This window comes from Arthrobacter sp. CC3 (genome assembly GCF_039907775.1).
Taxonomy (GTDB): Bacteria; Actinomycetota; Actinomycetes; order Actinomycetales; family Micrococcaceae; genus Arthrobacter.
The window spans coordinates 36,636-57,725 of sequence record NZ_JARCCY010000029.1; the positions used below are offsets into that span (position 1 = coordinate 36,636).

Sequence of the window (21,090 nt, forward strand, 5' to 3'; positions counted from 1 at the left end):
GTAACTCTCAAGGTGGCGGAGAAATGGACCGAAATCACGCAGCGCTGAGGGCAGTGAAGGCATTCCACACGCTGGCCTGGTTCCTGATTGAAGCCTGCATGGTCTACCTCCTCTACGCCGGGGTCCGCGGGCAGACGGACAAGCGTTCCGGGGTGGCCGCGTGCGTCGTGGCCGGTGAAACGCTGATCTTTGCCGCCAACGGCTTCCACTGCCCGCTGACCGCCGTGGCCAAAAACCTGGGAGACGAGACGGGGTCGGTGACTGACATTTACCTGCCCAAATGGTTCGCGAGGAACCTCCCGGCCATCCACGTTCCGTTGCTCTTGCTGGCGGTGGCGCTGCATCGCCGGAACATCATCGCCGCGCGGGCACGCAGACAGGCCGCGCTCCTGACCGGGCGGCCCGCCCGGTAGCCAGGCCCGCCGGTAACCAAGCAGCCCGGTAACCAATCCCGCCGGCTACAGGAACGCCTCGCGGCCGGTCCCTTCCCGCAGCAGGAGTTTGCCGTTCTCGATGGACACAAGGAGGCTCTTGGGCCTGCCGCTGAGCTTGACGCCCCCGGACAAGCCCCGGCTGGTGACATCGACGCCGATGGTGGCACCGCGCGCCGGAACCTCGATCGCGACCTCTTCGGCGATGCCAAGCAGCGGATTCGTGGAAAGTTCGGTGTCACGCCTGGCCTGCTTGCCGTTGACGAAAACAGTGACGTTGTCCTCCTCAAAGCCGCCCTGAAGGATGATGAGCAACTCCTGCATCGTGGACCGCCTCCGTAGATCGTCGGGCTCCCCCAACTGCCACTACATCACTTCTTTTCGCCTGTGGATAGCCCCAGTTTTGGCTGTCGCGGGGAGGGCACAGAGAGGACACAGCGGCACAGTGTCGGTCCGGTAAGGCAAAATGATCTGGGTGAACCACATCCCGCAGCGCCCGTCCCCTTCCCCGGCCACAACACCGGCCAGCCCGGCCGCCACCATGTCTGCCGACTCCACTGCCGAGCACATCGCAGCCCAGATTGCCGGTGAGCTGGGGGTCAAGGCTTGGCAGGTCAAGGCCGCGGTGGAACTGCTCGACGGCGGCTCGACCGTTCCCTTCATCGCCCGGTACCGCAAGGAAGCCACCGGGACGCTGGACGACACCCAGCTCCGCGACCTCGAGGAGCGGCTCCGGTACCTCCGCGAACTGGAGGACCGCCGTCGGGCCGTCCTGGAGGCGATCGCCGCCCAAGGCAAGCTGACACCGGAACTGCAGGCCGCCGTCGTCGGCGCCGACACCAAATCCCGGTTGGAAGACATCTACCTTCCCTTCAAAACCAAGCGGCGGACCAAGGCGCAGATCGCCCGTGAGGCGGGGCTCGAGCCCCTCGCGGATGCCCTCCTCAAGCGCCCGGAACTGCACCCGGAGCGCGAGGCCGCCAAGTACTTCAACCCTGAACATTCCATCGAGGACGCCGCAGCAGCGCTGGCGGGTGCCCGGGCCATCCTCGTTGAGCGGGTGGCCCAGGACCCTGATCTCGCCGCGACCCTCCGCGAACGGCTCTGGACCCAGGGCCGCATGGTGTCGCGGGTGAAGAAGGGCCAGGAGGCCGAGGGGCAGAAGTTCAAGGACTACTTCGAGTTTTCGCAGGCGCCGTCCGGGATGCCGTCGCACCGGGTCCTGGCGCTGCTCCGCGGGGAAAAGGACGGGGTGCTGGAGCTGGATCTCGCCGAGGCGGAGCCGTCCGACGACGCCGCCCTCGCCGCCGCCCGCGGCCGGTATGAATCCGCGGTGGCCAGGTTCCTCGGGGTTGCGGACCGCGGCCGGCCCGCCGATGAGTGGCTGCTGCAGACCGCGCAGGTGGCGTGGCGCTCACGGGTGCTGGCCCGGCTGACGGCCGACCTGAGGGGAAAGATGTTCGCCGCGGCCGAGGACGAAGCCGTGCGGGTTTTCGCCGCCAACCTCCGCGACGTGCTGCTCGCCGCGCCGGCAGGCAACCGGGCAACGCTTGGATTGGACCCGGGGCTGCGCACCGGCGTGAAGGTGGCGGTGGTGGACGGAACCGGCAAGGTGGTGGCCACCGACACGGTCTACCCGCATGCCCCGGCGCGCAAGTGGGACGAAGCCCTGGCCACGCTGGTCCGGCTGGCACGCCAGCACGGCGTCGAACTCGTGGCGATCGGCAACGGGACGGCGTCCCGCGAGACCGACAAGCTTGCCCTCGAACTGATCAAGAAGCTGTCCGCGTCCGGAGCCGCGGGGCCGGAAAAGCTGGTGGTGTCCGAAGCCGGTGCGTCGGTGTATTCGGCGTCGGCCCTTGCTGCGGCGGAGCTGCCCGGCATGGACGTCTCCCTGCGCGGGGCGGTCTCCATCGCCCGGCGGCTGCAGGATCCGCTGGCCGAGCTGGTGAAGATCGAGCCGAAGTCGATCGGCGTCGGGCAGTACCAGCACGACGTCACGGCGGCGAAGCTGGACCGCAGCCTGGATGCCGTGGTGGAGGACTGCGTGAATGCCGTGGGAGTGGACGTCAACACTGCGTCGCCTGCGCTGCTCAGCCGTGTGGCCGGCGTCGGGCCGCTGCTGAGCGAGAACATCGTGGCGTACCGGAACGAGCACGGACCGTTCGCCAAGCGCAGCGATCTGAAGAAGGTGCCGCGGCTGGGGGCCAAGGCGTTCGAGCAGTGCGCCGGGTTCCTCCGGATCACCGGGGGAGCGGAGCCGCTGGACGCTTCCAGCGTGCACCCGGAAGCCTATCCGGTGGCGCGGAAGATCCTGGCGGCCGCCGGCGGCGGGAAGTCAGTTGCCGGGGAGTCAGCTGCCGGGAAGGCAGCCCTTGGCGGGTCAGGTACCGGCAGCCTCGCCTCCCTCAACGCGCAGGATTTCGTGGAAGGCTCCTTCGGACTGCCCACGGTGCAGGACATCATGGCCGAACTGGAGAAGCCGGGCCGGGACCCGCGGCCGGCCTTCGCGGCGGCAAAGTTCTCGGAGGGGATCGAGAAGATCTCCGATCTCCGGCCGGGCATGATCCTGGAGGGAACCGTCACCAACGTGGCCGCATTCGGGGCGTTCGTGGACGTCGGAGTGCACCAGGACGGACTGGTGCACGTGTCCGCACTGGCCAACCGCTTCGTGTCCGATCCGCGCGAAGTGGTGAAGTCAGGACAAGTGGTGCGCGTGAAGGTCCTCGAAGCCGATCCGGAGCGGAAGCGCATTTCGCTCACGTTGAGGCTCGACGATGAACCGGCACCTGCCAGTGGGCGGGCGGCTACCGGCGGCCGGCAGGGGAACAGTGAACCTCGGCAGGGGAACGACGCCCGTCCGCCGAGGACCGACGCCAGGTCGCCGCGGAGCAACGACCGCCAGCCCCGGAGAGACAGCGCCGACGCCAAGCGGACGCCGCCAAAGCCCGCGCCAGTCAACACGGCCATGGCAGAAGCGCTGCGGAAGGCGGGCCTGGGCAAGTAGCCGGCAATCCGCCGTCGCGGTTCATCCGTCCCACCGCAGACGGCCGTGGCTACAGTGGTCCCCATGACCTTTACCCGGCCTGAGCCGTTCACCACGCGCCCCACCCTGCAGGGTACCTTCGGGATGTCCGCTTCGACGCACTGGCTTGCGACGGCGGCTGCCCAGGCGGTGCTGGAACGTGGCGGGAACGCGTTCGACGCCGCCACCGCCGGGGCGTTTGTACTCCACGTCGCAGAGCCGCACCTGAACGGTCCGGGCGGTGACATGACCGCGGTGTTTGTCACCGCTGCGGAACCGGGAAAGCCGGTGGTCCTGATGGGGCAGGGCCCCGCCCCGGCGGGAGCGACGCCCGAACACTATCGTTCGGAGGGCCTGGAACTGGTGCCCGGTTCGGGCGCCCTGGCCGCAGCGGTGCCTGCCGCCGTCGACGCCTGGCTGCTTCTGCTGCGCGACCACGGGACCTGGGAGCTGCCGGCGGTGCTGGAGTTCGCGATCGGCTACGCGCGCGACGGCCATCCGGTGCTGGGACGGGTGGGCGCAACAATTGCGGCGGTTTCCGAACTGTTCCGGGAACATTGGCCCACGTCGGCCGACCTGTGGATGCCGGGGGGACGAATCCCCTCTGAAGGGGAACTGGTCCGCAATCCGGCCTACGCGCAGACCCTTGAACGGCTGGTGGAGGCGGGGGCGGCAGAGCCCGCCCGTGAGGCACGCATCGACGCCGCACGCCATGAATGGCGCGCGGGTTTCGCCGCGGCAGCGATGGCGCAGTCCGTGCAGATCCCGCACCGGCATTCGTCCGGCACCGACCATCGGGGCGTGATGGCACTGAGTGACCTGGCGGACTTCGAGGCAGGCTACGAGGCCGCTGCGACTTGTGAATTCAGAGGGTACACCGTCGCCAAGACAGGTCCGTGGGGCCAAGGGCCGGCGCTGCTGCAGACCCTCGCGATCCTGGACGGATTCGCGGACGAGTACCTCGACCCGTCCACCGAACTCGGCGCGCACACCATCCTGGAGGCCCAGAAGCTGGCGCTCGCGGACCGGGAGGCGTACTACGGCGACACTGAGGTTCCGCTCGACTACCTGCTGTCCGCCGAGTACGCCGCGGAGCGCAGGCAGTTGATCTCGGAGCGGGCGTCGCATGAGTTCCGGCCCGGCCGGGTTCCCGGACGAGACCCGTTTACCCCGCCGCTCCGGACGGAGTACGTGCCGCCGGCATTTGCGAACGACGACGACGGGACTCGCGTTGGCGGGCACGGTGTCGGCCCGGGAGTGGGGGAGCCGACCGTGCTCGCCACCGGCGAGACACGCGGTGACACCTGCCACCTGGACGTGGTGGACCGCTGGGGAAATATGATTTCGGCGACTCCGTCAGGCGGGTGGCTGCAGTCCTCCCCGGCGATTCCCGAGTTGGGTTTCTGCCTGGGAACGCGGTTGCAGATGACCTGGCTCGAACCTGGGACGCCGTCGACACTCACGCCCGGGAAGCGGCCGCGCACCACGCTGACGCCGACCCTGGTGCTGCGGAACGGCTCGGCTATCAGCGCGCTGGGATCACCCGGCGGCGACCAGCAGGACCAGTGGCAGCTGCCGTACCTGCTGAGGACCATCGTCGGGGGCTACTCCCCGCAACAGGCCATCGACGCGCCGACGTTCCATACGACGTCGATGCCGGGGTCGTTCTGGCCCCGCACCTGGGAACCGGGCGGCGCCGTCGTCGAGGACAGGCTGGGTGAGGACGTCATTGCGGGCCTGGAACGCCGTGGCCACCGGATCACGCGCGCCGGCGACTGGACGCTGGGACGGCTGTCCGCCGTCGTACGCGATCCACTGACGGGAGTCCTGCAGGCCGCAGCGAACCCCCGCGGCGCGCAGGGCTACGCGGCGGGGCGGTAGCCGCCAGGGTGGCCGATCCTGCGGCTGCCGTGGTTCAGCCCCGGCTGACGATATCCACCGAAATCTCCACCGCCGGAACGGTTCCCCTGTTCTCGAGCCAGTGGGTGGTGTTCCGGTCCTCGGGCCATCCCACTCCCGGCCCGTAGTCCGTGGCGACCCCGTTTCGATGGTCGGTGATGGTGCCCTGCAGGATGTAAACGGTGCCGGGCCGGCCCACGTGGTCGTGAACCGGGCCGAAGACTCCGCCGGGATCGATGGTCACTTTACGCGTTCAAAGTTGGCGCCCCTCCATGCCGTCGATCTCTCCATCAAGGTCAACCGTTGCAAGGACCTCCACGGTGACGCCTTTCGTCTCAGGTGCCACTCGATCGTTGCTCATTGTGCTCCCATCCTTGTGCGTCCATACCTAATGCTGGTGGTCCAAACCAGCGTGCGCCCTAAGACACACCGAAGCAACGGGGGTCCCTCTGCAACCGGCTCCCTCAGGTCGCTCGGCGTCAGGCCGAAAGCAAGGTTGTGAAGTAGGTGTTTCTTCGCGGCACTTCGGCCGTACGCGAGGCCGCAGGGGTTTCCTGAGGACCCGCACCGCAGAGAAGCGCGAACGGACACTTGCGGCCCCAGGCTCCAGCCCCGACCCCCGCCGCCCGGCCATCCCCTATGCCCGCAGCACCCGCGGCTTGCCGAACTGGGTCCGGACGCCGGGGGAGAACAACACGGACTCGGGTGGCCCCGCCACCTCGAGGCCGGCCGCGCTGATCAGCCCGTCCTCAAGCACCGTCAGCTCAGCGCGGTACAGCGGCCAGGCTGTGTGTGTATTGGGGATGTACAGCGTGCGGCCGCGGAAGCGGGAGTGCAGCCCGAATCTCGCTGTGAGGTGGATGGATAGCGGATCCGCGGCCAGGTCGTCGAGCGCCGGAACAACCGCAAAGTCGCTCGTCGCCCCGCGGCGGTACCGGCGCACCGAATAGCCCGTCGACGGGTCTCCTGGACCGCCCCGGCGGAAGCGCGCGTGCGACCAGACATAGGGAATCCCGGCGGCGCGTGCGGCCAGCACTACAGCCAGCCGGTCCGCGTCCAGGCTCAGGAAGACGACGCCGCGGGTGCCGTCAGGTTCCCTCGAATACAGCCGGACGTTGATCTCGTTGAAATCCCCGAAGAACGGCACCCCCGGGCCTCGGCCGATACCCGCCTGCTGCATGCGGAAGCCGATCAGCCCCACCCACGCTGAGCCGTCGAATTCGTCCGGCACCACCCCGGGCGGCATGAACGCGGCAGCCGCCCCAACGGGGATGCGCCAGTGCAGGAACACCGCATCCGTCCACCGCTGGTCCATGATCCCGGGAGAGGGCAACTCCGGCGGCTCCGGCCAAGGGTCACGGAATTCCACAGCGGACAAGAGTTTCAGCCGTCCGTGGATGAGCTCGACGAGCCTGCGGAGGCCGCAGCACCCGCGGGTTGTTTCTGCCAGGGCCAGCGGCCCGTGATTTCGAGCTCCAGCGAGAAGCTCAGGAAGGTCCGGATGAGCACGATGATCGCCAGCACGCCCACACTCTCGAAGGTAGGCGTCACGGCCACCGTGCGGATGATGTCCGCCGCCACCAGGAGTTCGAGCCCCAGCAGGATGGAGCGGCCCAGCAACTGCCGGTAGGAACGGTAGACGGAGAGCGGTTCGGAGCCTTCCGGCAGGCGCTTCGGCTGGAAGCCGCGCAATGCCATGGGGATGGAGACGACGGCGCCGATCACCATGACGGCGACGCCGGCAAAGTCCATGAACCTGCCGACCGATTCGATGATGTGCTGGAAATCCACTGTTCCCCCTACGAGGTCTCGGACACGATCAGGGATTCGGAACCACATAAGTGCGGCTGCATCACGGGTGCCTCACGCCCTCGCCGGCGAGGATGGCCCGGTACCCTTCACGGAAGGTGGGGTACGCAAATTCGAACCCGGTGCTGCGGAGCAGTGCGTTGCTGCACCGTTTGTTCCCGCCCCGGGAAGGCTCGCCCCCGCCGGAACCAGCCGAAACGCCCGACGGCGGCAGCGGCAGTCCCAGCTCGTCGGCCAGGAAACGCTGGACCTCGCCGAGCTCCGCGGGATCGTTGTCCACGCCGAGGTACACGGGAGCGGGCTCGGCGGCCATGGTGCACAGGTGCACGATCGCCGCGGCAGCGTCGTCCCGGTGGATGCGGTTGGTGTAGCGGGGTTCGGCCGGTGCCATGGCCGCGCCGGACCGGACTTGATCGATCAGCCGTGTCCGCCCCGGCCCGTAAATGCCTCCCAGCCGCAGAACCACGGGAGAGATTCCGGTGCCGAGCAACCGCTGGCGCAGCAGATCCTCCGCCTCGCCGATGATGCGGCCGGAGAATCCGCCGGGTTCCGGCGTCGTGCGTTCATCCACCCAGCCGCCCCCGGCGTCGCCGTACACGGCAGTGGACGAGACGAACAACACGCGCCGAAGCCGCGACGGTGACGCCGCGCCGTCGCGCTTCCGGTCCAGGTCCAGTGCGTCCAGGACGTTCGACAGCCCGTCCACGTAGGCGGCCCGGTAGGCCGCCTCCGTGGGGGAGTCAGCCGCGACGGCGACGACGACGGCGGTGTTGTCCACCGGGATGGGCGGCAGCGGCGGGGTGGTCAGGTCAGCCCGGGCACCCTCGATGGCGGCCGGAAGCTTGTCGGGCGAGCGGCGCCAGCCCACCACGCGATGTCCGGCCGCCGCGAAACGCAGCCCGGCCTCGGTACCAAGATCGCCGCAACCGGCCAAAAGAACAGTCATACCGGCCAGTCTGCCAGAGCCGCGCCGAAGGCCTAGCTACCGACGCTTGCCTACGGCGCCGGAACGGGGAAGAACAGCCGCGGGTCCTGCAGCAGGGCGGGGTAGTCGAACGACGAACGTTCCACGACCTCGGTGACCTGGAAGTTCCGGGCGAAGCGGCCGTCCACCGTAATGGGACGTCCCTGCACCTTGCCCAGAGCAAACGTGGCGCCGCCATTGAACGGGACCGCGAGGGCCGTGTTGCCGGGCAGGGTGCGGAAGGCTTCTTCCTGCTGCTGGCGTTTTTTCGTGGGCTTCTTCACGAGCTGCTTCGGGGGCCGCTTCTTGGGGTTCTTGGCCGGGCGGCGGGAGGTGTCGTCCGCGTAAACGAATTCGTAGTCGTCGGCCTGGGCCGCTGCCTTGGCGGCCCGGCCAACCTCCGGCAGGCTGACGATATCCAGCTTGTCGGGGTCGGTGTCGCCCACGTTGGCCCGCAGGATCCAGAGCCGGTCGCCTACAGGATCTTCCGGGAGGAACTCGTGCCGGGGTTCGGGCCAGACATACTCCAGGTCCGCCGGCGTTCCGGGGAACAGTTCGCTATAGAAGCGGGGTTCCTTCTGCAGCAGCCGGGAGCGGTGGCTGAGGTGCACGTCCGGCTCGCCGAGCCATGGCGGCATGGGGATCTTGGCCGCGTAGGCAGCGTGGTCCGCCTGCGGCGCGAATTCAAGGATCTTGGCGCGGGTGGTGTCTTCGCCGCCGCGGGCGATCCACTCGTCGGCCATGGCCAGGCCGTACATGGTCAGCGCGGGGACGTAGCCCATCCACATGCGGATGGCCGGGTGCGATTGCCAGCCGTACTCCGGGATCACCAGCGCACGCAGTGTTTGCAGCGCCTCGACACGCTGCTTGCCGAGCCGGACGCGGTCCAGGACCGCGGCGCTCTGCTGGAAATCTGGATAGGGAAGGAAAGTCTGCATCCTTCAAGTGTGGAGGTGCCGGGGTCCCAGACCAAATGCCGACGACGGCGGCGCACCGCCCCCGCGCCGGCCGTTGACCGGGTAGGCTGTCAGCGGCTGGCGGGAAGTGCGGCGTAGTCTACTGGACCGTATGGTGAGACGACGGAGACAACACGGTCACAATTTGACTAAGATGACCGCAATCAAAACACCCCTCAGCCACCCTCCGGAAGATACGAAATGACACTTACCCAAGCAGTTCCGTTCACGCCGAAGTTCGGACAAATGCTGAGCCCGGAAGCCAACGGCATCCTGGTGCTTGATGAATTCACGCTGGACCCGGAAGCGGCCCGCAAGGAGCAGCACGGTTTCCGCGCCGCCCTTGGTTCTGTGGCCCTCACCCTCCGCCGCATCGTTGCCCTCCGCCTGTTCATTGCGGTGGTGGCCATCGCCAACCTTCCGCTGTTCCTCCTCTCCACCGGCTGGTGGATTTACGCAGTGTCCCTGACCGTTGTGGTGGCAGTGCACGCGGCCGTTTCGTGGCTGAACAGCCATGAACCGAAGGTCCGCCAGCGGCACTCGCTGGAACTGCACATGCACCGGGAACGCAGCGACAACTACCGCAAGGTGCGCGACGCCGTGAAGTTCGTGATCGATTCGCCGGCGCGCATGAACGAGCACCTGTACCTGGAACTCCTGGCCGCCAAGCGGGTTGCCCTGCACCTGCACATCGGCACCGTGGCAGTCTTGGACACCAGCGACGACTCTGCCTGGAAAGTCCGGATCGTCCGCGAACTGCCGCAGACGGCATTTACGCAGGCCGCCTAGAAAGCAGCAGGAACCAACCAACTTAAGAAACAACGACGCCGGAGCTCCCCGCCAAGGGGAGGCTCCGGCGTCGTTGTTAACGCTGTGCTGCTTGAACGCTAGGCAGGCAGCTGCAGGACCTGGCCTTCAAGCACCAGGTCGGGATCCACGATGGTGTCCGTGTTGGCGTCGGCAAGGGTCTGCCAGCCGCCGGTGATGTTGAGCTTCTCCGCGATGGTGCTCAGTGTGTCGCCGGCCTCGACCGTGTAGGTCTCGCCACTCAGCGGAACCTGCGCTGCGTGCCGGGGCTCGGCTTGGACGGGCGCGGCCTGGACGGGAGCCGGCGCGGCCTGGACCTGGACTTCGGTGGGCGCCGCCGGAGTGACCGGAACGCTCGGGGCGGGTGCTCCGCCGCCGCCGCTCAGGCCCAGCTTGGCGGCGCAGGCGGGCCAGGCGCCCCAGCCCTGGCTGGCCTGGACGTTTTCGGCGACGGCGATCTGCTGCTCGCGGGTGGCGTTTGCCGCCGATCCGGTGCCGCCGTAGGCCGCCCACGTGCTGTCCGTGAACTGCAGGCCACCACTGAAACCGTTGCCCGTATTGGTGCTCCAGTTGCCGCCGCTCTCACACTGGGCGAGGGCGTCCCAGGTGCCGCCGCTCGTGGCAGTGGGCACGGCCGCGTTGGCGGCTGTGGCGGACAATGCGAGTCCTGCCGCTGAAACGGCGGCCAGCGTGACTCCGCGGCGCGCGGCGGTCCCCAGTTTGGATTTGCCCATGGACGTGTTCATGCGAGTGGAAGTGTTCATGAAAGTGGATGCTCCTGAGGGCCACCTGCGCTCGGTCCGTCCCCGGACGTTGTCGCGCCACTGCCCGCCCCTGACGAACTAGAGGTCATTTACGGTGTCTGCCGGCCGGGCAGTTACTGGTGGTGGCAGCACCGGGCATTCGTTGTCCCGCTTGGCGGGATTACGTTCCACGCTAAGACAGTGCCGCCCCGTTATCAAATCGAAATAGATACCGGGAGCCGGCTGCCAGTCTGGGCGTGAGCACAGGCGCCGGTCAGTGCTGCAGGGCCGTGGCCAGGTACGGCGCCGTCCGGCTCTGCTTGGAACGCGCGACGGCGGCCGGCGTCCCGGACGCCACGATCTCACCACCGGCATCGCCACCGGCCGGGCCGAGGTCGATGACCCAGTCCGCGGCAGCCACCACGTCCATTTCGTGCTCCACCACAATGACCGTATTTCCGGCGTCCACCAGGCCATGCAGCTGCACCATGAGCAGCTGGACGTCCGCCGGGTGGAGTCCCGTCGTGGGCTCGTCCAGCAGGTACAGGGTGTGGCCGCGGCGGGCGCGCTGGAGTTCCGTGGCCAGTTTGATCCGCTGCGCCTCGCCGCCGGAGAGCTCGGTGGCGGGCTGGCCCAGCCGGAGGTAGCCCAGGCCAACGTCGCGCAGGGTCTGCAGGCTGCGGGCGGCGGCCGGAACGCCGGCCAGGAATTCCGCCGCGGCGTCCACGGTCATGGCCAGTACTTCGGCCACGTTTTTGCCGTTGTAGCTGACCTCAAGGGTCTCCGGGTTGTAGCGCGAACCCGCGCATTCGGGGCAGGGGCCGTAGCTGCCCGGAAGGAACAGGAGCTCCACGGCCACGAATCCTTCGCCCAGGCAGGTCTCGCAGCGTCCGCCGGCCACGTTGAACGAGAACCGCCCGGCGCCGAAACCCCGGGCACGGGCCTGCTCGGTGGCGGCGAATTCCTTGCGCACCGCGTCGAAGAGCCCGGTGTAGGTGGCGAGGTTGGACCTCGGGGTGCGGCCGATCGGTTTCTGGTCCACCCGGACCAGCCGGTCAATCCGTTCCAGTCCGGAGACCGGGCCCACTGCTTCGGAAACATCCAGCGGCTCGCCGGACCCGGCGTCCGCGGAGCCCGGGAACCCGGCGGCATCCGAGGTGTCCGCAGTGTCTGCGGCGGCACCGCCTTCGGGTTTCAGCCGTGCTCCGACCACTTCGGCGAGAACTTGGCTGACCAGGGTCGACTTGCCGGAGCCGGACACACCTGTGACCGCGGTCAGGATGCCCAGCGGGAACTCCGCGTCGAGGCTGCGCAGGTTGTGGCGGGTGATGTCGCGCAGCTCCAGCCAGCCGTCCGCCTCCCTGCGGGTGGATTTGGGGACTGCGGCTTTGCCCTCCGGGAACAGGAACGGCCTCGTGACGGACGCATCCACGTCCGCGAGCCCGGCCACGGGCCCGCTGTACAGGATTTCGCCGCCGCCTTCACCGGCACGCGGGCCAACGTCCACCAGCCAGTCGGCGCGGCGGACCACATCCATGTTGTGTTCCACCACGAACACCGAATTCCCCGAGGACTTGAGCGCTTCGAGCACGGCCTGCAGGGGTTCGGCGTCCGCGGGGTGAAGCCCTGCGGAGGGTTCGTCCAGCACGTACACCACGCCGAACAGCCCGGAGCGGAGCTGGGTGGCGATCCGCAGGCGCTGCATTTCACCGGGGGAGAGCGTGGGAGTCGCCCGGCCCAGGGCGAGGTAGCCAAGGCCCAGCTCCAGCAACACGGTGATCCGCAGCAGGAGGTCGCGGGTGATGGCCACCGCCACTTCATTGGTCTCGCCCGATGCCGCGGCGCGGCTGGCTGTCCCTGCGTCCGTGACCTGGCTGGTGGGCCGGATCAGCTCTGCCAGTTCACTCATCGGCACGGCGTTTAGGCCGGCGATGGTGTGGCCCGCAAAGGTCACGGCGAGGGCCTCGGGGGTGAGGCCGCTGCCACTGCAGCGCTCGCACGGACCCGTCTCCATGAACCTGAGGACGCGCTGGCGCATGGTGTCGCTCTTGGAGTCGGCCAGGGTGTGGAGCACGTAGCTTTTGGCGCTCCAGAACCGGCCCTTGTACGGCTTGGCCACGCGGTCCCGCTTCGGCGTCACCTCCACTACCGGCTGCTCCTCGGTGAAGAGGATCCAGTCGCGTTCCTTCCTGGGCAGCTTCCGCCATGGAATGTTGACGTCGTAGCCGAGGTGGCTGAGGATGTCGCGGAGGTTCTTGCCCTGCCACGCGCCGGGCCAGGCGGCGATGGCACCGTCGGCGATGCTCAGGGAGGTGTCCGGTACCAGGGACGATTCGCTGACTGCGTGGGCAACACCGAGGCCGTGGCACACAGGGCAGGCGCCTGCAGCGGTGTTGGGCGAGAAGGCGTCAGAATCCAGTTGCGCCACACCGTCCGGGTAGGTTCCGGCACGGGAGAACAGCATGCGCAGCGAGTTGGACAGTGTGGTGACCGTGCCCACCGTGGAACGGCTGCTCGGTGTGCCGCGCCGCTGTTGAAGCGCGACGGCGGGAGGCAGCCCGGTGATCAGCTCCACCTTGGGGTTGTGCCCCTGCTGGATGAGGCGCCGCGCGTACGGGGCCACGGACTCGAAGTAGCGGCGCTGGGCCTCGGCATAAATGGTGCCGAAGGCGAGGGATGACTTGCCGGAACCGGAGACGCCGGTGAACGCCACGATGGCATCGCGCGGCACGTCCACATCCACGTTGCGAAGGTTGTTTTCGCGGGCTCCGCGCACGCGGACGAATCCATCGGTGGGGTGGTCCGGGGTCAGGAAGGGCACATCGGAAGCCTGCTTGTTGTGTTGCATTGGTTCGACTCTATCGGTGCGGGGGCGCCGCGGGCATATCCTTACCGGATGGAAACTTACGACGGCGCACCCGAACCCGGCGGCGCGCCAGCACTCAGCGATGCACCCCTACCCACTGCTGAAGAGGCCAACCCGGAACACGCTGCGAAGGACCGGCCTGCGGAGGATCAGACCGCCACCGAAGCAGCGGCCGACGAGCCGGTCGTTGAGCAACCTGTCAAGCTGTTGCCGGTGGCGGAGCTGCACCTCCACATCGAGGGAACGCTGGAGCCGGAGCTGATATTCGCCCTCGCAGAACGGAACGGCATCGAGCTGCCGTATGCGGACCTCGACGAGCTGCGGGCCCGTTACGAGTTCACTGACCTGCAGTCCTTCCTGGACCTGTACTACGCCAACATGGCCGTACTGCAGACAGAGCAGGACTTCGCGGACATGACCCGCGCCTACCTGGAACGTGCGGCGGCCGCGGGAGTGCGGCACGCCGAAATCATGATGGACCCGCAGGCGCATGTGTCCCGCGGAATCCCGCTGGAAACCTGCGTCAACGGGGTTGCCTCCGTGCTGGCGAACTCCCTGGCGGAGTTCGGCGTGTCCACCCTGCTCATCGCCGCGTTCCTGCGCGACCTGTCCGAGGAATCGGCCCTCGGCGTCCTGGAGCAGCTGCTGGCCATGAACGCGCCCATCGCCGGAATCGGCCTGGACTCGGCCGAGGTGGGCAACCCCCCGGCCAAATTCGAACGGCTGTTTGCGCGGGCGAAGGAAGCCGGGCTGCACCGCATTGCGCACGCCGGCGAGGAGGGCCCGCCGTCGTACATTATCGATGCGCTGGAACTGCTGGACGTGGAGCGGATCGACCACGGCATCCGCTGCATGGAGGACCCCGACCTGGTGGAACACCTCGTCGCGGAGCGTGTGCCGCTGACCGTGTGCCCCCTGTCCAACGTCCGGCTCCGCGCCGTGGACACCCTGGCCGAGCACCCGCTTCCGGCCATGCTGGCCGCGGGACTGAACGTCAGCGTGAACTCGGACGACCCCGCCTACTTCGGCGGATACGTGGACGACAACTTCGTGCAGCTGCAGACTGTCCTGGGGCTGTCCGAGTTCGACCGCGTCCGGCTGGCATCGAACTCCATCCGGTCCTCCTTCGCGGACGACGAGCGCAAGACCGAACTGCTGGCGGAGCTCGGTTACTCCTAACCCCGTGCGTAGGCCCGTGCGTAGGCCCGTGCGTAGGCCCAGGCCCTAGGCCCGGGCGGCCGGTGCCGCCAGGCTGCGGGCGCTGCGGGTGGTGATCCACCACCCCAGTGCCGCCATGGCCAGGCCGATCGGGATTCCGTAGGGCGGCAGGCCGGCGTTGTAGCCCAGGACGCCGGCCACAACGAAGGCCGCGCCCAGCCATGCCGGGAACATGCGGGCCCGCCAGCCGGCAATCCCGAAAACCATCCAGCCAAGGGCAAAAAGGACGTAGCTGGAGAACCCGCCGATCACCAGCATTCCCGACCCGCCGGCCAGGATGGCCCCGGGCGCGACGTCGGCGATCCACGGGCCGGCGAAACCGTCGAACCACATGTTGCCCGCCATGTCCATGGTGCCCACCAGGGCAAAGCAGAAAGCGACGGCGCCCAGGGCCCCGGCCTCGGCGTGGAACCTCAGGTAGAAGCAAACCAGCGCCAGGAGCAGCCCGATGAAGACCACAAAGTAGAGCGCGTTGGTCACCTGGAACGGGGGTTCGCGCATCATCGCGATCCGTTCCTTGCTGGTGTCGGCCGCGAGGAGCCGCGAAACGTCGACGGCTGCGAAGGTGAGGCCCGCAGCCACGGCGATCGGGCCGGCGCCGGAGGCGAGTGGTGATGACATGACTTCTCCAATCAGGGCCGGGGTGGCGGCGCCGGGATGCTCATGGCGCCGGCGGCCCGGGGACGGTGCGGCCGGAGCGCACGGGGAGGGGGCCGACGTCGGTCGCTTCCCTGGGTGCAGTGCGCCAGGCCGGGCGGTCCAACAGAACGGTGCCGAGGACGGCGGCGGTGACCACCGCAAGGTAGATCACTTCCGCCCTGGTTAGGTCGGAACCCGTGAATCCGTACGAGCCCATGGTGAACGTGCCCTGGCTGTTGTGGAAGAGCAGCGTCAGCAGCACGCTCCCGCCGGTGCGGTTGAACAGCCAGACGTAGAGGAAGGTGATCACGAAGGTTATCGGCAGGCCGATAATGCTGAGGCCGCCGAAGATGATCAACGGCAGGTGCCAGACGGCCACCGCCACCCCGAGCATCGTTGATGACAGCAGCGGGGTCCGGGCGGCCTGGAGCAGCGGGACGGCGTAGCCGCGGAATCCAGGTTCTTCGCCCAGCGGCCCGTCCATCGGATTGATCAGGCGCACCCCGAAAACCATCAGCAGTCCGGACCAGGTCAGCTGGGACAGCTCAGGGCGGGTGGGTCCCATTCTCCGCCATCCGCATTTTGATACCAGCCCCCGGGGGACGCGGGGCGAGCGTGGGCCGAATGCTTGCGGGGCCCTGCCATACCTGCTAATCCTGAGGAAAGGTCCTGTCCGTGGGGGACGCTCCTCCCGTGGGACATCAGTTCAAAGCAACACTGATCAGCAGGTTCCGAGTCAGGGAGGGCGCAGCATGCCGCGCAAGAATCCGCACGTGGAAGAAGCCGACGAAAACAACCTTGAAGTCGGGAAGCCCAAGGAGTGGGCCGCCGGCATTCCCGGTGTCTACCATTCGATGCAGCCGGCCCTGAAGCACATGGGCGTGGGGCGTGCCGGTAAGACACTGCTGGGGCTGAACCAGAAAGACGGCTTCGACTGCATGAGCTGCGCCTGGCCGGATCCCGGGCACCGCAAGACCTTCGAGTTCTGTGAGCAGGGCGCAAAGGCGGTCACGTGGGAGGCGACGCCGGTGGTGGTGCCGTCCGAGTTCTGGGCCGCGAACCCGGTCACCGAACTGCGGGAGCGGTCTGAGTACTGGCTAGGGATGCAGGGCCGGCTCACCGAACCGGTGTACAAACCGGCCGGGGACGACCACTACCGGCCAGTCAGCTGGGACGAGGCCTTTTCCATCATCGGCAGCAAGCTCCAGGGCCTGGACAGCCCGGACCAGGCCGCGTTCTACACCAGCGGCCGGACCTCGAACGAGGCTGCCTTCCTGTACCAGTTGTTCGTGCGGGCCTACGGAACCAACAACCTGCCGGACTGCTCCAACATGTGCCATGAGTCCTCCGGCTGGGCCATGGGCCAGACCATCGGCGTGGGCAAGGCCACGGTCTCCTACGACGACTTCGCCAAGGCGGACCTGATCATCATCATGGGGCAGAACCCGGGCAGCAACCATCCCCGCATGCTCACCGCCCTCGAGGACGCCAAGGAAGCCGGCTGCGAGATTGTGGCCATCAACCCGCTGCCGGAAGCCGGGCTCATGCGCTACAAGAACCCGCAGAAAATCAACGGGATCGTGGGACGCGGCACTGAACTTGCTGACCAGTACCTGCAGATCCGTCTGGGCGGGGACATGGCGCTGATGCAGGCCCTCTCCAAGCGTGTGCTCGACGCCGAGGCCAAACGTCCCGGGAGCGTGCTGGACCACGAGTTCCTCCGGGAACACTGCGAGGGCCTGGACGAACTCAAGGCGCACCTGGGGTCCCTGCAGGAATCAACCGTGCTTCGCGCCACCGGCCTGAGCAGCATGGAAATCGACGAACTCGCCGAGCGGTATCTGCGGGCCGGGAAGGTGATCATCACCTGGGCCATGGGCATCACGCAGCATAAGAAGGCCGTGCCCACCATCAAGGAGATCATCAACCTGCTGCTGCTGCGCGGAAACATCGGCAAACCCGGGGCCGGCGCGTCCCCGATCCGCGGCCACAGCAACGTCCAGGGGGACCGCACCATGGGCATCTGGGAGCAGATGCCGCCCGCGTTCCTGGATTCCCTCGCCAACGAGTTCACTTTCGAACCGCCGCGCGAACCCGGGGCTGACGCGGTGGAAACCATCCGCCAAATGCGCGACGGCGGGATCAAGGTTTTCGTCGCCATGGGAGGAAACTTCGTGGCGGCCATCTCGGACACCCACGCGGCCGAGGCCGCCGTCGCGAACACCGACATGACGGTGCAGATCTCTACCAAACTCAACCGTTCGCACGCGGTCACGGGCGAGGAATCACTCATCCTGCCCACCCTGGGGCGGACGGAAATCGACCTCCAGGAATCCGGGCCGCAGTTTGTGTCCGTGGAGGACACCGTCTCCGCCGTGCACGCCTCCGAGGGAAAGGTAAAGCCGGTGGCGCCCGGGCTGCTGTCCGAAGTGGCGATCGTTACCCGGCTGGCCCGGGCCACCGTGGACAGCCGGATCAACGCGGACTGGGCCGGCTTCGAACGGAACTACGACCTCATCCGGGACCACATCTCCCGCGTGGTGGCCGGCTGCGAGGACTACAACCGGCGGATCCGGGACTGGGGCGGATTTGTGCTCCCCAACGGGCCGCGTGATTCCCGGACATTCCACACCCCCACGGGGAAGGCGATGCTGACGGTCAACGAGTTGGAGTACGTGGAGCGGCCCGCCGGGACGCTGATCCTGCAGACCATGCGCTCCCACGACCAGTTCAACACCACCATCTACGGGCACAATGACCGGTACCGCGGGGTAAAGAAGGGCCGGGACGTTGTATTCGTCAGCCCGGAAGACATCTCCGAACTGGGACTGGCCGACGGGCAATACGTGGACATCCACGGCGTGTACGGCGACGGCGCTGAGCGGGTAATCAGGAAGTTCCGGGTGGTGTCCTACCCCACGGCACGGGGATGTGCCGCGGCCTATTACCCGGAAGCGAACGTCCTGGTGCCGTTGGAGACGGTGGCGGAGGGCAGCCACACGCCCGTTTCCAAAGCCGTCATCGTGCGCCTGACGCCGAGCCCGGAGCCGAGCCCGGAGCCGAGCCCGGCGTGAGCGGGGCCAGCCCGCAAGGAGGACAACATGAGTGATTTCCTTGTCTACCTAGATACCTCCGACGTGCGGCCCGGGAAACTTGGCGAGCTCAAGGTCGCCATGGAGGACCTCGCCCGCTTTGTCGAAGCCAACGAGCCACGGATCATTGCCTATGACGTCTACTTTTCGGACGACGGCACCCGCATGAACGTCCTCCAGGTCCACCAGGACCTGGCGTCGCTGGAATTCCACTTGGAGGTGGCCGGTCCGCGGTTCCCGCCGATTGCGCCCCTCGTCCGGCTCCGGACCATCGAAATCTTCGGCGCGGTCACCGAGGAGCTGGTCAAACAGCTCGAAGCGAAGACGCAATTGCTGGGCGGCACCGTGATGATCCGCAACCTCCACGCAGGTTTTGCCCGGGTGGCGGCTTGATAAATACAAGCCCGGGCCCTTTGTCAACAGGCCCAAAGTCCTGATGTTTCCGCCGCTCAGCTGAGACTCTAGGATCACTTGTGCTGCATTCGGCGTCATAGTCGGTCACGACACACGTTGTTAACGTCCATAGTCGCCTCTATTTACAGTTCACTGGCAAAATGCTGAGTGATCACCTGCTCGAAAGGACAAATATGCCCACGGCTATTGCAGACACCACCACTGTTCGACTCAAATCAGTGCTCGACATCCTCGCGGAAAGCGTCCTGTCAGGCGAGACCCTCGGCGCGGGCGCAGTCCTGGCCCAGGCCACGGTCCGTGTACCGCTGAACGAGAAGGAAAGTGAGCTGCTCAGCGGAGGCATCCCCCGGGGACACAAGGCGCTGACCACCGCCACCAGCAAGCTCGTGAAGGCAGGCTGGCTCGTCAAGGGACGCAGCGGCTGGACCATTACCGACGACGGCCTCCGCGCCACCGTCGCATTCCCGGATCCGGACACCTTTGCCACGGCCCTTGCCGAAGGCACCCCGGTCCCCGCTGACGTGCCGGTTCCCACGGAGCTCCCCGCCAAGGCTGCAGCTCCGAAGGCTGCCGCAAAAGCTCCCGCCAAGGCTGCCCCGAAGAAGAAGGCGCCGTCCAAGGCTGCCAAGGTGGTTGAAAAGGCTGCCGAGCTGATTGAAGATGCCGTGGAGCCGGTGAAGAAGGCTGTGCGTACCCGTAAGGCTGCTGCCAAGCCGGCCAAGGCCAGCGTAGAAACGCCTGCAGAGGCTCCCAGTGTGGAATCGATCGACCAGCCGGAGGCAGTCGCCATCGCGGGCGACTTCAATGTGCTCCTGGGCGCCCCCGCGAACTGGGCACCGCAGTACGACGAATCTCAGATGACACTGGATTCAGTGGACCAGCTGTGGAAGCTCACCACCGACCTTCCCGCCGGGCACTACACGTTCAAGATCGCGCTCAACCGTTCCTGGGACGAGAACTACGGCGCGTTCGGAGCGTTTGACGGTGCAAACCACGAACTCCACCACCCCGGCGGCCGGATCACCTTCAACTACGATCACCGGACCCGCGACATCAGCCTGATCTAAGGTCCAGCCGCTGCACCTCCTCCAGTAGGCAGCTGACCCTGATCGGCTTAGAATCAACCCATCAGGGTCAGCTCCACTAAGGAGCGGTGCGGCGTGGACACTGTTGACATTTCAGGACTGCGGATCGGCTACCAGCGCGTGGGCCAAGGCCCTCCGCTGGTGCTCCTTCACGGCGCCTACGAGGACAGCCGCAGCTGGCGGCAGCAGTTGGAGGGGCTCTCCAACGAGTTCACTGTCATTGCCTGGGATGCCCCGGGCTGCGGCCGGTCCGACGATCCTCCGGCGGACTTCTCCGGTAAGGAACTGGGCGATGTGCTCGCCGGGTTCCTCCGTGAGGTAGCGCCGCGGAAACCGCACGTCCTGGGGCTGTCCTGGGGGTCCGGGGTCGCCTTGGAACTGTACCGGGGCCACCCCCACATGGCAGCGTCCCTGCTGCTGGTGTCGGCTTACGCCGGCTGGGCCGGATCGTTGCCGCCCGAGGAAGTCGAGCGCAGGTACGCGCAGATCCTGGCCGAGCTGGACCAGCCGCCCGAGCAATTCATCCCTGTGTGGCTGCCCACGCTGTTCACCGCGCGGGCGGATCCCGCCGTCGTCGAAGAAGCCAGCGCCATCATGGCCGACTTCCATCCCGCCGGAATGCGGGCAATGCTGAGCGCAAGCGGCCACGCAGACTACCGTGACGTCCTTCCCACCATCAGCGTCCCCACACTGCTGCTTTACGGCGAACACGACGTGCGATCGCCGCTGGCAGTGGCGCACGACATGCACCGCCAGATCCCGGGTTCACAGCTCACGGTGATTCCCGACGTCGGGCATATGGTCGCCGCTGAAACGCCGGCGGCGTTCAACACCGAGGTCCGCCGGTTCCTGCACAGCATCGGTGACTGAACGGACACGGGCGGCTGAACGGACCCCGGTGCTTGATCGGTTGGCGAGCGAAATCCTAGAACCGCGTGGGGTCGGGATTCGGCGACGGCGGCCCCGGAGGCATGGGGCCCGGGTCCGGGATGGGGAGCGGGCCGGGCGCCGGTGTCGGTTCCGGGCCGGGGTGCGGCGGGCGCGGCTCCGTGGGGTCCGGCCTGCTGGGCGGGAACGGATCCGGCTCCGGCAGCGGTGGAATAGTCATGATGCTCTCCTTGCTTCGCTGGTATAACGGCCTT

20 protein-coding genes are annotated in these 21,090 nt (G+C 67.4%); 9 read left to right on the plus strand and 11 right to left on the minus strand.

The genetic code is table 11. The features are described from left to right. The first annotated feature begins 23 nt into the window (after positions 1-23). Entirely contained in the window at positions 24-413 is a 390-nt protein-coding gene (locus tag PV761_RS16630; RefSeq protein ID WP_347898425.1) for a hypothetical protein, read from the plus strand. Between the two features lie 45 nt (positions 414-458). On the opposite strand, the gene PV761_RS16635 is transcribed toward PV761_RS16630, so the two are convergent. Continuing rightward, positions 459-755, minus strand: coding sequence for a hypothetical protein (locus PV761_RS16635; protein ID WP_028272106.1), 297 nt, complete (start codon positions 753-755; stop codon positions 459-461). 217 nt (positions 756-972) lie between these two features. Between PV761_RS16635 and PV761_RS16640 the strand changes: the two genes are divergently transcribed. Next, on the plus strand, positions 973-3,438 hold the full coding sequence (locus PV761_RS16640) for a Tex family protein (RefSeq protein WP_347898462.1): 2,466 nt from the start codon (positions 973-975) through the stop codon (positions 3,436-3,438). A 63-nt stretch (positions 3,439-3,501) separates the two neighbouring features. Further along, on the plus strand, positions 3,502-5,337 hold the full coding sequence (locus tag PV761_RS16645; RefSeq protein WP_347898427.1) for a gamma-glutamyltransferase: 1,836 nt from the start codon (positions 3,502-3,504) through the stop codon (positions 5,335-5,337). A 34-nt stretch (positions 5,338-5,371) separates the two neighbouring features. On the opposite strand, the gene PV761_RS16650 is transcribed toward PV761_RS16645, so the two are convergent. The 5 genes from PV761_RS16650 to PV761_RS16670 form a co-directional block, all read right to left on the minus strand. Further along, positions 5,372-5,599, minus strand: a complete 228-nt coding sequence (locus PV761_RS16650) for a cupin domain-containing protein (protein ID WP_347898429.1) — start codon at positions 5,597-5,599, stop codon at positions 5,372-5,374. A gap of 393 nt (positions 5,600-5,992) precedes the next feature. Beyond that, positions 5,993-6,670, minus strand: a complete 678-nt coding sequence (locus tag PV761_RS16655) for a DUF2071 domain-containing protein (RefSeq protein WP_347898431.1) — start codon at positions 6,668-6,670, stop codon at positions 5,993-5,995. A gap of 68 nt (positions 6,671-6,738) precedes the next feature. Further along, positions 6,739-7,146 (minus strand): DUF1622 domain-containing protein, encoded by a 408-nt coding sequence (locus PV761_RS16660; RefSeq protein ID WP_028272111.1) that lies wholly within the window; start codon positions 7,144-7,146, stop codon positions 6,739-6,741. A 61-nt stretch (positions 7,147-7,207) separates the two neighbouring features. Then, positions 7,208-8,110 (minus strand): NAD-dependent epimerase/dehydratase family protein, encoded by a 903-nt coding sequence (locus PV761_RS16665; RefSeq protein ID WP_347898433.1) that lies wholly within the window; start codon positions 8,108-8,110, stop codon positions 7,208-7,210. Between the two features lie 50 nt (positions 8,111-8,160). Continuing rightward, the gene (locus PV761_RS16670; protein ID WP_028272113.1) at positions 8,161-9,066 is read right to left on the minus strand and encodes an MSMEG_6728 family protein; all 906 of its coding nucleotides are present in this window, start codon (positions 9,064-9,066) and stop codon (positions 8,161-8,163) included. 219 nt (positions 9,067-9,285) lie between these two features. Between PV761_RS16670 and PV761_RS16675 the strand changes: the two genes are divergently transcribed. After that, positions 9,286-9,873, plus strand: a complete 588-nt coding sequence (locus PV761_RS16675; RefSeq protein WP_028272114.1) for a hypothetical protein — start codon at positions 9,286-9,288, stop codon at positions 9,871-9,873. A 98-nt stretch (positions 9,874-9,971) separates the two neighbouring features. Here PV761_RS16675 and PV761_RS16680 read toward each other — a convergent pair whose 3' ends face one another. Together PV761_RS16680 and PV761_RS16685 are read right to left on the minus strand one after the other, a co-directional pair. Next, a complete protein-coding gene (locus PV761_RS16680; RefSeq protein ID WP_347898436.1) occupies positions 9,972-10,655 on the minus strand; it encodes a transglycosylase family protein in 684 nt (227 codons plus the stop codon). A gap of 253 nt (positions 10,656-10,908) precedes the next feature. Then, entirely contained in the window at positions 10,909-13,482 is a 2,574-nt protein-coding gene (locus PV761_RS16685; protein WP_347898438.1) for an excinuclease ABC subunit UvrA, read from the minus strand. Positions 13,483-13,530: 48 nt separating this feature from the next. Between PV761_RS16685 and PV761_RS16690 the strand changes: the two genes are divergently transcribed. Continuing rightward, complete coding sequence (locus tag PV761_RS16690) at positions 13,531-14,679, plus strand: adenosine deaminase (protein ID WP_347898440.1); 1,149 nt, start codon at positions 13,531-13,533, stop codon at positions 14,677-14,679. A 45-nt stretch (positions 14,680-14,724) separates the two neighbouring features. On the opposite strand, the gene PV761_RS16695 is transcribed toward PV761_RS16690, so the two are convergent. Together PV761_RS16695 and PV761_RS16700 are read right to left on the minus strand one after the other, a co-directional pair. After that, positions 14,725-15,339 carry a hypothetical protein gene (locus PV761_RS16695; protein WP_347898442.1) on the minus strand — a complete coding sequence of 205 codons (615 nt, stop codon included), beginning with the start codon at positions 15,337-15,339 and terminating at the stop codon, positions 14,725-14,727. 40 nt (positions 15,340-15,379) lie between these two features. Then, a complete protein-coding gene (locus PV761_RS16700) occupies positions 15,380-15,922 on the minus strand; it encodes a CPBP family intramembrane glutamic endopeptidase (protein WP_347898444.1) in 543 nt (180 codons plus the stop codon). Between the two features lie 187 nt (positions 15,923-16,109). Here PV761_RS16700 and PV761_RS16705 point away from each other — a divergent pair, with 187 nt between their 5' ends. From PV761_RS16705 to PV761_RS16720, 4 genes are all read left to right on the plus strand, one after another. Further along, positions 16,110-18,431: an FdhF/YdeP family oxidoreductase gene (locus PV761_RS16705; protein ID WP_347898446.1), complete on the plus strand. Its 2,322-nt coding sequence runs from the start codon at positions 16,110-16,112 to the stop codon at positions 18,429-18,431. 27 nt (positions 18,432-18,458) lie between these two features. After that, positions 18,459-18,842 (plus strand): hypothetical protein, encoded by a 384-nt coding sequence (locus PV761_RS16710; protein WP_028271976.1) that lies wholly within the window; start codon positions 18,459-18,461, stop codon positions 18,840-18,842. A gap of 194 nt (positions 18,843-19,036) precedes the next feature. Then, positions 19,037-19,930: a glycosidase gene (locus tag PV761_RS16715; RefSeq protein WP_028271977.1), complete on the plus strand. Its 894-nt coding sequence runs from the start codon at positions 19,037-19,039 to the stop codon at positions 19,928-19,930. A 93-nt stretch (positions 19,931-20,023) separates the two neighbouring features. Beyond that, the gene (locus PV761_RS16720) at positions 20,024-20,818 is read left to right on the plus strand and encodes an alpha/beta hydrolase (protein WP_028271978.1); all 795 of its coding nucleotides are present in this window, start codon (positions 20,024-20,026) and stop codon (positions 20,816-20,818) included. A gap of 55 nt (positions 20,819-20,873) precedes the next feature. Here the strand turns inward: PV761_RS16720 and PV761_RS16725 are convergent, their stop codons facing one another. After that, a complete protein-coding gene (locus PV761_RS16725; protein ID WP_347898449.1) occupies positions 20,874-21,056 on the minus strand; it encodes a hypothetical protein in 183 nt (60 codons plus the stop codon). Positions 21,057-21,090: the final 34 nt, after the last annotated feature.

Coding starts and splice junctions, on each gene's coding strand:
- PV761_RS16645 (WP_347898427.1), top strand. CDS start 3,502: ATGACCTTTACCCGGCCTGAGCCGTTCACCACGCGCCCCACCCTGCAG.
- PV761_RS16690 (WP_347898440.1), top strand. CDS start 13,531: ATGGAAACTTACGACGGCGCACCCGAACCCGGCGGCGCGCCAGCACTC.
- PV761_RS16640 (WP_347898462.1), top strand. CDS start 973: ATGTCTGCCGACTCCACTGCCGAGCACATCGCAGCCCAGATTGCCGGT.
- PV761_RS16700 (WP_347898444.1), bottom strand. CDS start 15,922: ATGGGACCCACCCGCCCTGAGCTGTCCCAGCTGACCTGGTCCGGACTG.
- PV761_RS16670 (WP_028272113.1), bottom strand. CDS start 9,066: ATGCAGACTTTCCTTCCCTATCCAGATTTCCAGCAGAGCGCCGCGGTC.
- PV761_RS16655 (WP_347898431.1), bottom strand. CDS start 6,670: ATGGACCAGCGGTGGACGGATGCGGTGTTCCTGCACTGGCGCATCCCC.
- PV761_RS16715 (WP_028271977.1), top strand. CDS start 19,037: ATGCCCACGGCTATTGCAGACACCACCACTGTTCGACTCAAATCAGTG.
- PV761_RS16680 (WP_347898436.1), bottom strand. CDS start 10,655: ATGAACACTTCCACTCGCATGAACACGTCCATGGGCAAATCCAAACTG.
- PV761_RS16725 (WP_347898449.1), bottom strand. CDS start 21,056: ATGACTATTCCACCGCTGCCGGAGCCGGATCCGTTCCCGCCCAGCAGG.
- PV761_RS16685 (WP_347898438.1), bottom strand. CDS start 13,482: ATGCAACACAACAAGCAGGCTTCCGATGTGCCCTTCCTGACCCCGGAC.
- PV761_RS16665 (WP_347898433.1), bottom strand. CDS start 8,110: ATGACTGTTCTTTTGGCCGGTTGCGGCGATCTTGGTACCGAGGCCGGG.
- PV761_RS16695 (WP_347898442.1), bottom strand. CDS start 15,339: ATGTCATCACCACTCGCCTCCGGCGCCGGCCCGATCGCCGTGGCTGCG.
- PV761_RS16705 (WP_347898446.1), top strand. CDS start 16,110: ATGCCGCGCAAGAATCCGCACGTGGAAGAAGCCGACGAAAACAACCTT.
- PV761_RS16710 (WP_028271976.1), top strand. CDS start 18,459: ATGAGTGATTTCCTTGTCTACCTAGATACCTCCGACGTGCGGCCCGGG.
- PV761_RS16675 (WP_028272114.1), top strand. CDS start 9,286: ATGACACTTACCCAAGCAGTTCCGTTCACGCCGAAGTTCGGACAAATG.
- PV761_RS16630 (WP_347898425.1), top strand. CDS start 24: ATGGACCGAAATCACGCAGCGCTGAGGGCAGTGAAGGCATTCCACACG.
- PV761_RS16635 (WP_028272106.1), bottom strand. CDS start 755: ATGCAGGAGTTGCTCATCATCCTTCAGGGCGGCTTTGAGGAGGACAAC.